The organism is Blautia sp. HCP3S3_H10_2 (assembly GCF_052122375.1).
Classification (GTDB): domain Bacteria; phylum Bacillota; class Clostridia; order Lachnospirales; family Lachnospiraceae; genus Blautia_A.
In genome coordinates, this window is record NZ_JBQKCL010000017.1 from 45,182 (window position 1) to 58,006 (window position 12,825).

The following is a 12,825-nucleotide window of genomic DNA, read 5'->3' on the forward strand; positions in this document are numbered from 1 at the left end:
GATTTTCGGTGTGAATAACCTGTGTAAAACCACATTGGCGATTTTCGGGCCGAAAGTTATTCACATTAATACACATAATGTCAACATCTTATACACACGAAATGTGGAAAAAATGTGTTAAGTTTGTGGATTAATTTTTTTCTTTAAAGTATCGATGGTGCTCTGCAGCTGTTCGTTGGTCTGGAGCTCTTTTTCAATCTTTTCTACGCCGTGCATAACGGTTGTATGGTCACGATTTCCAAGATACTGGCCCACATTTTTCAGTGGGATTGCCAGGATTTCACGGCAAAGGTACATTGCGACCTGTCTTGGCATAACAATCTTGGAACTTCTTTTATTTCCGCAAAGATCTGCAGTACTTACATTGAAATGCTCTGCTACCATAGAAATAATGTAGTCCGCAGTAATCTGTTTATTCTCATTGGGTGCGATGATATCCTTAAGAGCCTGCTCTGCAAGTTCAAGGGTAACCTCTTTTTTCTCCAGTTTTGCGTAAGCAACTACCTTATTAAAGGCACCTTCCAGTTCACGGATGTTGGATTTGATGTTATTGGCTATATATTTGATAACATCTTCGCTTACATTGTAGCCGTCCATGTCTTCTTTCTTATGAAGAATCGCCATTCGGGTCTCGTAATCAGGAAGTGTGATATCTACGATCAGTCCCCATTCGAATCGTGAACGGAAACGTTCATCCAGAATCTCCATATCCTTCGGCGGTTTATCAGAAGATATGATGATCTGTTTGTTTGCGCTGTAGAGGCTGTTAAATGTATGGAAAAATTCCTCCTGTGTAGATTCCTTTCCTATAATAAACTGAATATCATCGATCAGAAGGACATCAATGTTACGGTATTTCTCACGGAATTTACTCATTGCAGTATTATTTCCGTTACGGATAGTCTCGATCAGTTCGTTGGTAAATTCCTCACTGGTAACATAGAGAACCTTGCTGTTATCATCATTTTCAATAATAAAGTGGGCGATGGAATGCATAAGATGGGTCTTGCCAAGTCCTGCACCACCGTAGATAAACAGCGGATTGTAGGTATTTCCCGGAGATTCCGCTACTGCCAGGGCTGCTGCCTGGGCCAGCTTGTTGTTGCTTCCCACAATAAAAGTATTGAATGTATATTTCGGGTTCAGATTTGCTTCTTCGCATCTTTCCTTAAAACGGCTATTCTGATCAGGTGTAATCTCGGAAGTGGATTTCTTGGCGGGAACATCTTCCGGAAGGATGAATTTAACTTCGCAGTCGGCCATTCCGGTAACTTCGCTTATGGTAACCTGCAGAGGCAGTTTATAATTTTTATTAATGTAGCTTAATCGTACCTGGTCTGAAGCAACGATGGTAACTACATTTCCACTGACATCATAAACCTTGAGGGGTTTCAGCCAGGTGTCGAAGCGAACATCGGAAAGATCGTGCTCCTTTTTCACAATTTCCAGGATTTCATCCCATTTTTCTATTACTGTGCTCATTTTTTCCTCCCGTAATACATCTGATTTATCAACATAACAGGGAAAAAAGCAGTTTCCCTGTTAAAAAGCCATCAAAGGACATAAATATCCTTATATATATTATAATAAATCCTGTTTTTTCGCAACGACAAAATCTTATTATATAGGAAATTTATGTGGAAAATTATAGAGAAGGAAGGAAAAAGAGAATCGCAGAAAACAAAGTGGAAAGAAAAGCGATGCAGTAAGTTGAAAAAGAAATAGAATCATGTTTGGAAAATGTAATTTTTAATAAGAAAATAGGAAAAATAGCTGGGGAAAAGCGCAGAATTGTCCACAATACATCCACAATTTAGAAAAATTCATAGTGGATATAAAAAAATTCCCCGAAAAAACGTGTGGATATCTTGTGAATAAACAGGAAAGTTATCAACATTTTGTGTGTGGATAAATGTGGATAAAAAGGTTGATAACTATTCTGGTTACCATAACATGGCTTTATGGGTTTCGATAATGAAAAAATATGTGCATAACTCTTTCCACTGTCGAATCCCCTCGAAAAATGCTGTTTTTTGTGGTATATGCGATAAAATCAACATGCAAAAGTGGATATTTTTGCTGATAATCCCCAGGTTATCCACAAGTTATCCACAAAATGTGGATAATGTTACGTAAACCTTTTTAAAATGACAGGTTATCCCCAGTGTGGATAACTAAGTGGATAACAAAAATATTGATTTTGCAAGAATTTTTACTTGACGAAGACGCGGTTTATGAATATAATTGAAATGATGTTCTGATTAGGTTAATAATTTTAAATTCCATATAGATAAAGGAGGTGCTTTACCTATGAAAATGACATTTCAGCCGAAAAAAAGATCAAGAGCGAAAGTCCATGGCTTCAGAGCTCGTATGAGCACAAAGGGCGGACGTAAAGTATTAGCTGCCAGAAGATTAAAAGGAAGAAAGCAGTTATCTGCTTAAGACCGTTAAGACCGCAGTTACTGTGGTCTTTTCTTCTATAAAGAAATATGTAATTGTTGAGAGCAGGGCGGATACGTCACACTGACGAAATGGGTCTCATTTTGCCAGCTGGCTCTGAATAGTTACATAAATATTATCAAAAGGAGAATCAGATGGAATACTCAGACTCCTTAAAGAAAAATAACGAATTCCAAAAAGTATACCGAAAAGGAACATCACAGGCAAATCGGTATCTGGTGATGTACGTGCTCGAGAATCATGACAGGCACATGGAGAATCGTCTGGGAATATCAGTAAGTAAAAAAGTAGGGAATAGTGTGGTACGCCACAGAGTCACCAGACTGATAAGAGAGAGTTACCGCCTGAACGAGAAAGCATTCCGGCAGGGCCTGGACATTGTAGTGGTCGCAAGACCAAATGCCAAGGACAGGACCTATCAGGAGATTGAGAGTGCACTTATGCACCTTGCTGGCAGAATGAAGATCCGCCGTGAGGCTGAGCTTCATAAAGAATCAGGCGAAGCGAAGAAAGCGGAGGCATGATGTGAAAGTAAAGAATATTATGATCCGCATGATCCGTCTCTATCAGAAATATATATCGCCGATGAAGAGAACAAAATGTCCTTATATTCCCACTTGTTCTCAATATGGTTTAGAAGCAATCGAAAAGTACGGTGCGCTAAAGGGCGGGCTTCTTGCAGCATGGAGAATCTTACGCTGCAATCCTTTTTCACATGGTGGATATGACCCTGTACCGTAGAGCCTGTTTGAAAAATCATTCCTGCAATCTGCACGCCCCACTTTGAGGTATATTTTGCCCTCTTTCAGTCAGCGTAGCCCGCTACGCTTCCCTCAATCGGACAAAATCTCCCACAAATTGTGACGCACATCTTGCAGAAAGCCTTTTTCAAACACGCTCTAGAATTATTTGACAATTGAATAGTTACACCGAAAAAGCCTAGGAGGAAACAAACTTGGATATGATTTTATTGACGAAGAGCAGTGTCCCGATTATCGGACAGCTGGCTTCAATTATGGGCTGGATCATGGACGCTATTTACAGAGTTCTTGATCTGGTGGGTATTCAGAACCTGGGTCTTTGTATTATCATCTTCAGTATCATTATTTATGCGCTGATGACACCGCTGCAGATCAAGCAGCAGAAATTTTCCAAGTTAAGCTCTGTCATGCAGCCGGAGCTTCAGAAAATCCAGAAGAAATACAAAGATAAAAAAGACCAGGTATCCATGCAGAAAATGCAGGAAGAGACTCAGCTTGTTTATCAGAAATACGGTGTTTCACCAACCGGAAGCTGTGTACAGCTGTTGATCCAGTTTCCTGTCCTGATGGCATTATGGCAGGTTATTTACAAAATTCCAGGTTATGTTGGAAGTGTAAAGAATGTATTTACCGGTCTTGTTGATCAGATCATCAGTGTAAACGGATACACAGATCTGATCCAGAATTTTATCACAGATAACAAGATGACCCGTGTACAGCTTGCTCTGGATAATGGAAAAGCTACCAGCAATTCTGTAATTGATTTCCTTTATGCATTATCTCCTTCCCAGTGGAAAGATCTTGCTTCCATGGATCAGTTTAAGGGATTTGCAGATACGATCAATACAACATCTGCTGAAATTTCCAAAATGCAGAACTTCTTCGGTCTGAACATTGCAGATCAGCCTCTTAACTACATCAAGGCTGCTTTTGCAGGAGCCTCCATTGCCCTTGCGATCGCTGCAATCCTGATTCCGGTTCTTGCATGGGCTACCCAGGTACTGAACTACAAGCTTATGCCGCAGGCAGCAGCTTCCGGAGACAGCAATGATACCATGCAGGCTTCCATGAAGACTATGAACACAGTTATGCCGCTTATGTCAGCTGTATTCTGTTTCACTTTCCCGGTAGGTCTTGGTATTTACTGGATCGCCAGTGCTGTTGTAAGAAGTGTCCAGCAGCTGTTGATCAATCGTCATCTTGACAAAATGGACATCAACGACCTGGTAAATGAGAACATGAAGAAAATCGAGAAGCAGCGTGAAAAAGAGGGACTTCCGCCACAGAAGATTACCAATCAAGCCAATCAGTCCACCAGAAATATCAACACCAAGATTGATAAAGGTTCCAGCAACACTGACGCTGCAGAAAGAAATAAAAAAGTAGAGGAATCCTACCAGAAAGCAAGAAATGCAAAACCTGGAAGTATTACAGCAAAAGCTAATATGGTCAGAGATTTTGATGAGAGAAACAAGAAGAAGTAATTGTCGGAAACGGAGGGTTTCATAGATGGAGGAGTTTATCCAGTTTTCAGCAAAAACGAAAAGCGAAGCAATCACCAAGGCGTGCATCGAATTAGGTGTCTCCAGTGATCAGCTGGATATTGAAGTGGTTTCTGAAGGTAGTTCCGGATTTTTTGGTATCGGAAGCAAACCGGCAATCATCAAAGCACGCAAGATCAATACAGTTTCTGAAGAGGAAGAGCTTAAAGAAATCGTAGATACCGTTAAGGTTGACGCAATCAAGGAAGAGCCGACGAAAAAGCCAGCGAAGCCTTTTGTAAAAGCAGAGAAAGCGGAACCAAAGAGTGAGCCGGCAGGCGAAAAAGCTTCTGTAAAAGAAGCAAAAGAGCCAAAAGCTGCAAAGGAACCGAAAGAAAAACAGCCGCGCCCGGCGAAAGAGAAAGCTTTCAAGGAGCGTCCTGTAAAAGAAAAACCGGCAAAAGAAAAAATGCCGAAAGAGCCAAGAGAAGAGAAGCCAAGACAGTCCAAACCAGTTGAGATCATCACAGATCCGGCTGAGATCAAGGACGTAGAAGAGAGAGCAATCGTTTTCCTTCGCGATGTATTTGCATCCATGAATCTTGGTGAAGTAGAAATCACTTCTAAGTACAACACAAACGATGGCTGCCTGGAAGTTGCTTTTGAGGGAGAGGACATGGGAATTCTGATCGGTAAGAGAGGACAGACCCTTGATTCCCTTCAGTACCTTACAAGCCTTGTTGTAAATAAAGGCAAAGCCAACTATATCAGAGTAAAGCTTGATACAGAGGATTACCGCAGACGCCGTAAAGAGACTCTGGAGAATCTTGCAAGAGGAATTGCCTACAAGGTTAAGAAGACAAGAAAGCCAGTTGTACTTGAGCCGATGAACCCATATGAGAGAAGAATCATTCACTCAGCACTTCAGGGCAACAAGTATGTGGAAACAGTCAGCGAGGGCGAAGAGCCATATCGTCACGTTGTAGTGAAATTAAAAAGATGGTAAATCAGTTTGTTATAAAAGATTTGCAGAATGAGTAAGAGGTTATTCCAGGTGAAAGATGGAAGAACTGAAGCGTTATGCTTTTGTTTTTAGTATCTTTCCCTGGGGTAACTTTTTTTGTATAATGAGAACTAGAAAAATGTGCTTTACAAAGAGATTCAATGAAAACTTATATGGCTTAAATTGATATAGTAATTGAAATTTTATACGGAGGAGATCACATGAATACAACAATTGCAGCGATATCTACTGCTGTGAGTGCTTCGGGAATCGGAATCATCCGGATCAGCGGTCCAGAAGCCATGGATGTTATATCACGCATTTACCGGTCTAAGGGTGGAAAAAAGAAAATCAAAGAAGTGCCCACTCATACCATTCATTATGGTTATATTTATGATGGGGAAGAAGCTGTGGATGAGGTTCTGGTCATGGTCATGCGTGCACCCAAAACATTCACAGGAGAAGATACCGTGGAGATTGATTGTCATGGCGGAGTTTATGCCATGAACCGTGTTCTGGAAACGGTTCTGAAAAACGGCGCCAAAATTGCCGGACCCGGAGAGTTTACCAAGAGGGCGTTTCTAAATGGAAGGCTGGATCTTTCCCAGGCAGAAGCCGTTATGGATGTGATCCAGGCGAAGAATGAATATGCCCTGAAAAGCTCCATGAGCCAGCTGAAGGGCTCCGTGCAGAAGACAATCAAGGAGATCCGGAGTGATCTGATCTATGAGATCGCATTTATCGAATCTGCACTGGATGACCCGGAGCATATCAGCCTGGATGGCTATCCACAGAAATTACATGGAATTGTGGAAAAAGAGCAGAAATCCATTGAGGAGCTGTTGAAAACTTCCGCAGACGGCAAGATCATCCGGGAAGGAATCGAGACGGTCATTGTGGGAAAACCAAATGCAGGTAAATCATCCCTGCTGAACCTTCTTGTAGGGGAAAATAAGGCTATTGTAACGGATATCGAGGGCACTACCAGGGATATTCTGGAGGAATACATTACCCTTCATGGTATCACTTTAAAAATCGTGGATACTGCCGGAATCCGTGAAACCCAGGATGTAGTGGAGAAAATCGGCGTTTCCCGTGCCCGTGAAGTGGCCAGGGGAGCAGATCTGATTCTGTATGTAGTTGACAGTTCCACGCCCCTTGATGAAAATGACGAAGAGATTATGGAGATGCTGAAAGACAGAAAAGCGATCGTGCTTTATAACAAAACGGACCTTGTACCGGCCGTAAGTATGGAAGCATTGAAGGAAAAGACAGCTCATCCGGTCATTCCAATTTCTGCAAAAGAGGAGACCGGTGTTACAGAACTGGCAGATACGATAAAGTCTATGTTTTTCAGTGGAAAAATTTCTTTTAATGACGAGGTTTATATTACAAATGCCCGTCATAAAGAAGCTCTTGAAGAGGCAGCAGACAGCCTTTCCATGGTAAAACAGAGCATAGAAGATGGAATGCCGGAGGACTTTTTCTCCATTGACCTGATGGCTGCGTATGGAAGCCTTGGAAAAATCACAGGGGAAGAGGTCGGCGAAGATCTGGTAAATGAGATATTCAGTAAGTTCTGTATGGGTAAATAAGAAAGCAGCTGCAGAAAAAATTTTGAGAGAAAGCTTTACGAAATTTGGTTTGTAAATATATGAGGAGATAGATTTACGATGAAAAATTTAGAAGAAAATTATGATATCGTAGTTGTAGGCGCTGGACATGCAGGCTGTGAAGCTGCTCTTGCCGGTGCCAGACTGGGACTGAACACCATCATGTTTACAGTAAGTGCGGAAAGCATTGCGTTAATGCCATGTAACCCGAATGTAGGCGGAAGTTCCAAAGGACATCTGGTACGTGAGCTGGATGCTCTTGGCGGTGAGATGGGAAAAAATATTGATAAGACCTTCATTCAGTCCAAAATGCTGAATTGCTCCAAAGGCCCGGCGGTTCATTCCCTTCGTGCCCAGGCTGACAAACAGGCCTATAGCAATGAGATGAGGAAGACACTGGAGAATCAGGAGAACCTTACGATCCGTCAGGGAGAAGTAACAAAGCTTCTGGTGGAAGATGGAAAAATTACCGGAGTGAAGACCTATTCTGGTGCTGTTTATCATTGTAAGGCGGTAGTTCTCTGTACCGGAACTTACCTGAAAGCAAGATGTATTTACGGTGACGTAAGCAATTATACAGGCCCAAACGGCCTGCAGGCAGCTAATTATCTGACCGATTCCCTGAAAGAACTGGGAATCGAAATGTTCCGTTTCAAGACTGGAACGCCGGCACGAATTGCAGGAAATACCATTGATTACAGCAAGATGGAAGAACAGTTCGGTGATGAGAGAGTGGTACCATTTTCTTTTTCCACAGATCCTGAGGACGTGCAGATCCAGCAGAAATCCTGCTGGCTGACTTATACGAATGAGATCACCCATGAAATCATCCGTGAGAACCTGGATCGTTCTCCGTTATACTCAGGTATGATCGAGGGAACCGGTCCCCGTTATTGCCCGTCCATTGAGGATAAGGTAGTACGTTTTGCGGATAAAAAGAGACATCAGGTATTTATCGAGCCGGAAGGACTGTATACAAATGAGATGTATATTGGCGGTATGTCCAGTTCCCTTCCTGAGGATGTACAGGAAGCAATGTACCACAGCGTACCAGGTCTGGAGCATGCAAAAATCGTGAAAAATGCTTATGCGATCGAGTATGACTGCATTAACCCAAGGCAGCTCTATCCTACACTGGAGTTTAAGAAAATCAAGGGACTTTTCAGTGGCGGACAGTTTAACGGAAGCTCAGGCTATGAGGAGGCAGCAGCCCAGGGACTGATCGCTGGTATCAATGCGGCTATGGAAGTACTTGGAAAAGAGCAGCTGATCCTGGACCGTTCTGAGGCTTATATTGGTGTCCTGATCGATGATCTGGTTACCAAAGAGAATCATGAGCCGTACAGGATGATGACCAGCAGAGCGGAGTACCGTCTGCTTCTCCGTCAGGATAATGCAGATCTAAGGCTTCGTAAAAAAGGCTGGGAGGTAGGCCTGGTAGATGACGAAACGTATGCAAAAGTAGTAGAGAAAGAGCGGCTGATCAAGGAAGAAATCCAGCGTGTGGAGAACACAAATGTAGGCATGACGGAGGCTGTCCAGAGCCTTCTGGAAAGTAAAGGAAGCACTCTTCTGAAGTCTGGAATCAGTCTTGCAGAGCTGATTCGCAGACCGGAGCTTTCTTATGAGGATGTGGCTCCTATTGATAAGAATCGTCCGGAGCTTGCCTGGGATGTGCAGGAGCAGGTGAACATTAATATTAAGTATGACGGATATATCCGCCGTCAGATGAAGCAGGTAGAGCAGTTCAAGAAGCTGGAAGCAAAGAAGATACCGGAAGATCTGGATTACGAGAAAGTGAAGAGTCTGCGTATCGAAGCACGCCAGAAGCTGGAACTGTACAGACCGGTTTCCATTGGACAGGCATCCAGAATTTCAGGAGTTTCCCCGGCTGATATTTCGGTGCTGCTGGTTTATATGGAGCAGTATGGGAAGAATCACTGATAAAGGAAATATGTATGAAGATAATGTTAATGCTGTCAGGGGCAAAAAGTCGTTTGCCCATAACGGGAGACCAAGGATTACAGAATAGAAGGAGCACTATATGGAATATGATTTAACCCTCTTTGAGAAGGGACTTGAGGAGCTTGGAATTGCTCTTTCAGAGGAGCAGAAAAAACAGTTTATCACTTATTATGAGTACCTTGTGGAGAAAAATAAGGTGATGAATCTGACCGCGATCACAGAGTATGATGAGGTTATTTTAAAACATTTTCTGGACAGTTTATCTATTGTAAAGGCTGGATGCTTTGATCAGAATAATCTGACAGGAAAGTCTGTTATTGACATTGGAACCGGTGCTGGTTTTCCGGGAATTCCGTTGAAAATTGCCTTTCCGGAATTGAAGATTACACTTTTGGATTCCTTGAATAAAAGGGTAAATTTCCTGAATGAAGTGATCGGTATGCTGGGATTGAAGAATGTGACAGCCGTTCACGGAAGAGCCGAAGATTATGCCAAGCAAAAGGAACACAGAGAAAAATATGATTTTTGCGTTTCCCGTGCAGTAGCCAATTTAAGTACCCTTTCCGAGTACTGCATCCCATTTGTAAAAGAAGGCGGAAGCTTTATCTCTTACAAATCAGGAAAGATCGATGAAGAGCTTTCACAGGCTGAAAATGCTGTAAAAATCCTGGGTGGAAAGGTTCTGGATGTGGTGAAATTCCCGCTTATGGACACGGATATGGACCGTTCTTTTGTTGTTATAAAGAAGATGAAACCTACTGCCAAGAAGTATCCCAGAAAGGCGGGACTGCCGTCTAAGGAGCCTTTGGCATAAGACAAAAAGGATATCAGAATAAAAGGACAGTCAGGATAAAAAGGCTATCGTTTGACGAATAAACATTCGTTTTACGATAGCCTTTTTTTAGAAATAAATCTGCAAATTATTTGGTAACTTTTGCTTTTGAAGATAATCCTTTGGCTTTGAGAAGCTTCTTATAAGTGGAAAGCTTGCTCTTTGGAACTTTTACTTTCAGTTTTTTATAGTTGTTTCGTCCGGCTTTGGTAAAAGCGCTTTTTCCTACAGAACCGGAAGTGAGCTTCTTGGATTGTATGGTAATGGATGTAAGCGCCTTGCAATCGTAGAATGCTTTTGCTCCAATAGAGGAAACCCTGGAACCGATTTTCAGTGTGCGCAGGGAACTGCACCCCTGGAATGCGCCAGAACCGATGGAGGAAACATTTTTGGAAATGGTTACCTGTTTCAGCTTACGGCAGTTTTTGAAAGCGTTAGAAGCAATGGCAGTTACTTTATAGGTTTTTCCATTCGCTTTTACGGAAGAAGGAATGGTTGCGGTGATAATTGCCCTGGAATTTGGCTTCTTTAAAGTAACGGTAGTACCGGTTTTGTTAACGGTGTAAGTATTATAAGCATCCTTGAACGTTTTTGAAACAGGAGCCGGTGTTGGAGTATTTTGCGCGGATACAATCTGGAAATTTAAGGTAATAGTTCCATAATAGCTTCCAATACCTGTAATTTTTACTGTGGCAGTTCCCGTGTTTTTATTATTGCTATAGGTGACTTTGAAATCGGAATCTGCAGTAAGCTTTTTCTTTCCAAGGGTAACGGTCGGCTTCGGCTTTAACGAAGAGCCTGTATAGGTGTACTTGGAGTTGATTCCGGTTACAGCTGCGCTGGAAAGATCACAGGCATAGGAAATATCATTTTTCTGTGCGTATGTGATGGCAGCAGAACCGTAAGGGGCATATATGGTGGCGTAATTTACATGAGACCCACCATACCAGTAAGAACCTGTCCATACGATATCATCTCCAATTACGGTAACACTGGCAGGAAGAGTAACTTTTTCCAGATTGTCACAGTATGCAAATGCTTTTGCCCCAATCTGGATTACTCCGTTTTCCACCTCTACCTCTTTCAAGGCCGGCAGACGGGTAAAGGCTGATTCGCAAATACTGGTAATGCCAGATTTTATAACAATTTTCTTTACCTGATTTTTTATGGACTTCCATGCAGTATCACTATAGAAAACTTGTCCACCGATAGAAGAAACTGGAGAACGATAATTTTCGTTTTCTGTTACGGAAATAGCGCCCTGTCCGGAAATGGTAAGGATTCCATTTGCAAAACTCCAGGTGGCATTGTCCCCGGCAATACGATATATCTTTTTGGTGGTATTTCCATTATTTGCATCAATGGAGTAAAAATTAACGGTATTTTCATTGGATGCGTAATAAACAACCTTGGAATTCTTCACAACTGGCTGACAGTCAGAAACTGGAGCGGCAGTGGTATATTCCTTGCTGATCGTATTTCCTTTTCCGTCAATGAACAGATAATGAAGAGTGCTGGAGGAAAGGGAATCATCGCCGGATGCATATTTGGAAGAGGTATCATCATCTGGGATCTCCTCTTCATATTCTTCCCAGGAAACCATAAATCGGTTATCTGTAATTTTCGTGATTTTGACTCCAAGGAAGCTTTTTCCGTCACCAGTGTAATGGGTAAGGTATTTCAAAGAGGTCGCTTCCTTCGTGAAATTGGAGGTTGGTGTGACGGTAAGATAAATGTTGTGCGGAATGCTGGAATCCTTTGCCACGTTGTCATACTTGCTCTGGTCAATGGTGGTTCCGATGCACAGCACACTGTCAGAAGAAACTGCCATACCGTCTACACTAGCGTAGCAGGGCAGTGCCCAGACGGAAGTACGGGAACCGCCGTAGGACAAAAGCTCAATGGTCTTTTTCTCAAGGCTGTTATTATCATATCTGGAAAGCTGGGTACAGCGTGATCCTTCGCTTTGTTCCAGGACATACAAATAAGATGAATTGGATTTTATGTACTGGGCAAAGGAGTGCCATAAATCGGATTGTACGATTTTTCCAGTCATGGAAGCCTTGTCAACGGCGATCATGAGAAATCCCTGATGACCCATTCCCACCGAAGAGTCCACATACCCCTGGTGTCCGGTTACAATATAAAGGGTACCGTTTGTCTCGGTCATTTCTACGCAGCCATAATCGAAAGGATAGCGGACTTGTCCGCCGAATAAATCTGGATTACTGGTGATGGCAGCTGCTCCGTTTCGCTTCCAGTTAGTATCATAGCGGATAACACGAATGACTTCGGCAGAATTGTCTTCGGCTGTATTACTCTGTCCCTCTACAAGGTAATAGCCATCAGAGCCTGCGTAGAAGCCGCCCCACAGAGGAAGCTCCATGGCAATTTCTTTTTTGCCCGTAATCTGAAAATTGTTATCGTAGTATTCGATTCCAATACTTTTTGATTTTTTGAATACACGCATATAACCATTAGAAACAGGAATCAGGTCAGAGGAACGCCTCAGACTGACACTTAGGTTATCCTGGGCTGTTGGGACGAGCGTGCCTGCTTTTGCAGTCTGCGGAAATAGCAGCAGAAACATGAACAGACAGCAAAACAACAAGGGTGCAAATTTTCTGATCTTTTTCATAAATCCTCCTTAACAGAGCCGCTTTAGCTGGCTCTATGAGATTATAATTTGTAACGTTTCAGGGTTAAT

The 12,825-nt window shown here is 42.5% G+C and carries 10 protein-coding genes and 2 pseudogenes; 9 read left to right on the plus strand and 3 right to left on the minus strand.

The features are described from left to right. Positions 1-117: 117 nt before the first annotated feature. Positions 118-1,482 (minus strand): chromosomal replication initiator protein DnaA, encoded by a 1,365-nt coding sequence (dnaA, locus tag ACTQWB_RS15990; RefSeq protein ID WP_441502446.1) that lies wholly within the window; start codon positions 1,480-1,482, stop codon positions 118-120. 828 nt (positions 1,483-2,310) lie between these two features. Between dnaA and rpmH the strand changes: the two genes are divergently transcribed. From rpmH to yidD, 3 genes are all read left to right on the plus strand, one after another. Beyond that, entirely contained in the window at positions 2,311-2,445 is a 135-nt protein-coding gene (gene rpmH / locus ACTQWB_RS15995; RefSeq protein WP_005423866.1) for a 50S ribosomal protein L34, read from the plus strand. A gap of 152 nt (positions 2,446-2,597) precedes the next feature. Next, entirely contained in the window at positions 2,598-2,987 is a 390-nt protein-coding gene (rnpA, locus tag ACTQWB_RS16000) for a ribonuclease P protein component (RefSeq protein WP_441502445.1), read from the plus strand. Between the two features lie 19 nt (positions 2,988-3,006). Next, positions 3,007-3,204, plus strand: a complete 198-nt coding sequence (gene yidD / locus ACTQWB_RS16005; protein ID WP_441502482.1) for a membrane protein insertion efficiency factor YidD — start codon at positions 3,007-3,009, stop codon at positions 3,202-3,204. A gap of 52 nt (positions 3,205-3,256) precedes the next feature. On the opposite strand, the pseudogene ACTQWB_RS16010 reads toward yidD, so the two are convergent. After that, a pseudogene (locus ACTQWB_RS16010) lies at positions 3,257-3,334 on the minus strand (DUF6783 domain-containing protein); the annotation flags it as partial. Here ACTQWB_RS16010 and ACTQWB_RS16015 point away from each other — a divergent pair. The 6 genes and pseudogenes from ACTQWB_RS16015 to rsmG form a co-directional block, all read left to right on the plus strand. Next, positions 3,305-3,376 (plus strand): annotated as a pseudogene (locus tag ACTQWB_RS16015) (DUF6783 domain-containing protein); the annotation flags it as partial. The pseudogenes ACTQWB_RS16010 and ACTQWB_RS16015 sit on opposite strands and share 30 nt — an antisense overlap. 48 nt (positions 3,377-3,424) lie before the next feature. Continuing rightward, the gene (gene yidC, locus ACTQWB_RS16020) at positions 3,425-4,708 is read left to right on the plus strand and encodes a membrane protein insertase YidC (RefSeq protein ID WP_441502481.1); all 1,284 of its coding nucleotides are present in this window, start codon (positions 3,425-3,427) and stop codon (positions 4,706-4,708) included. Positions 4,709-4,733: 25 nt separating this feature from the next. Then, on the plus strand, positions 4,734-5,711 hold the full coding sequence (jag, locus tag ACTQWB_RS16025; RefSeq protein ID WP_441502444.1) for an RNA-binding cell elongation regulator Jag/EloR: 978 nt from the start codon (positions 4,734-4,736) through the stop codon (positions 5,709-5,711). Between the two features lie 218 nt (positions 5,712-5,929). Continuing rightward, complete coding sequence (gene mnmE, locus ACTQWB_RS16030) at positions 5,930-7,303, plus strand: tRNA uridine-5-carboxymethylaminomethyl(34) synthesis GTPase MnmE (RefSeq protein WP_441502443.1); 1,374 nt, start codon at positions 5,930-5,932, stop codon at positions 7,301-7,303. Between the two features lie 78 nt (positions 7,304-7,381). Next, positions 7,382-9,265, plus strand: a complete 1,884-nt coding sequence (gene mnmG / locus ACTQWB_RS16035; protein ID WP_441502442.1) for a tRNA uridine-5-carboxymethylaminomethyl(34) synthesis enzyme MnmG — start codon at positions 7,382-7,384, stop codon at positions 9,263-9,265. A 100-nt stretch (positions 9,266-9,365) separates the two neighbouring features. After that, complete coding sequence (gene rsmG, locus ACTQWB_RS16040) at positions 9,366-10,100, plus strand: 16S rRNA (guanine(527)-N(7))-methyltransferase RsmG (RefSeq protein WP_441502441.1); 735 nt, start codon at positions 9,366-9,368, stop codon at positions 10,098-10,100. A 106-nt stretch (positions 10,101-10,206) separates the two neighbouring features. Here the strand turns inward: rsmG and ACTQWB_RS16045 are convergent, their stop codons facing one another. Then, a complete protein-coding gene (locus tag ACTQWB_RS16045; RefSeq protein WP_441502440.1) occupies positions 10,207-12,756 on the minus strand; it encodes a leucine-rich repeat protein in 2,550 nt (849 codons plus the stop codon). Positions 12,757-12,825: the final 69 nt, after the last annotated feature.

Coding starts and splice junctions, on each gene's coding strand:
- rsmG (WP_441502441.1), top strand. CDS start 9,366: ATGGAATATGATTTAACCCTCTTTGAGAAGGGACTTGAGGAGCTTGGA.
- ACTQWB_RS16045 (WP_441502440.1), bottom strand. CDS start 12,756: ATGAAAAAGATCAGAAAATTTGCACCCTTGTTGTTTTGCTGTCTGTTC.
- yidD (WP_441502482.1), top strand. CDS start 3,007: ATGATCCGCATGATCCGTCTCTATCAGAAATATATATCGCCGATGAAG.
- rnpA (WP_441502445.1), top strand. CDS start 2,598: ATGGAATACTCAGACTCCTTAAAGAAAAATAACGAATTCCAAAAAGTA.
- dnaA (WP_441502446.1), bottom strand. CDS start 1,482: ATGAGCACAGTAATAGAAAAATGGGATGAAATCCTGGAAATTGTGAAA.
- jag (WP_441502444.1), top strand. CDS start 4,734: ATGGAGGAGTTTATCCAGTTTTCAGCAAAAACGAAAAGCGAAGCAATC.
- yidC (WP_441502481.1), top strand. CDS start 3,425: ATGATTTTATTGACGAAGAGCAGTGTCCCGATTATCGGACAGCTGGCT.
- mnmE (WP_441502443.1), top strand. CDS start 5,930: ATGAATACAACAATTGCAGCGATATCTACTGCTGTGAGTGCTTCGGGA.
- rpmH (WP_005423866.1), top strand. CDS start 2,311: ATGAAAATGACATTTCAGCCGAAAAAAAGATCAAGAGCGAAAGTCCAT.
- mnmG (WP_441502442.1), top strand. CDS start 7,382: ATGAAAAATTTAGAAGAAAATTATGATATCGTAGTTGTAGGCGCTGGA.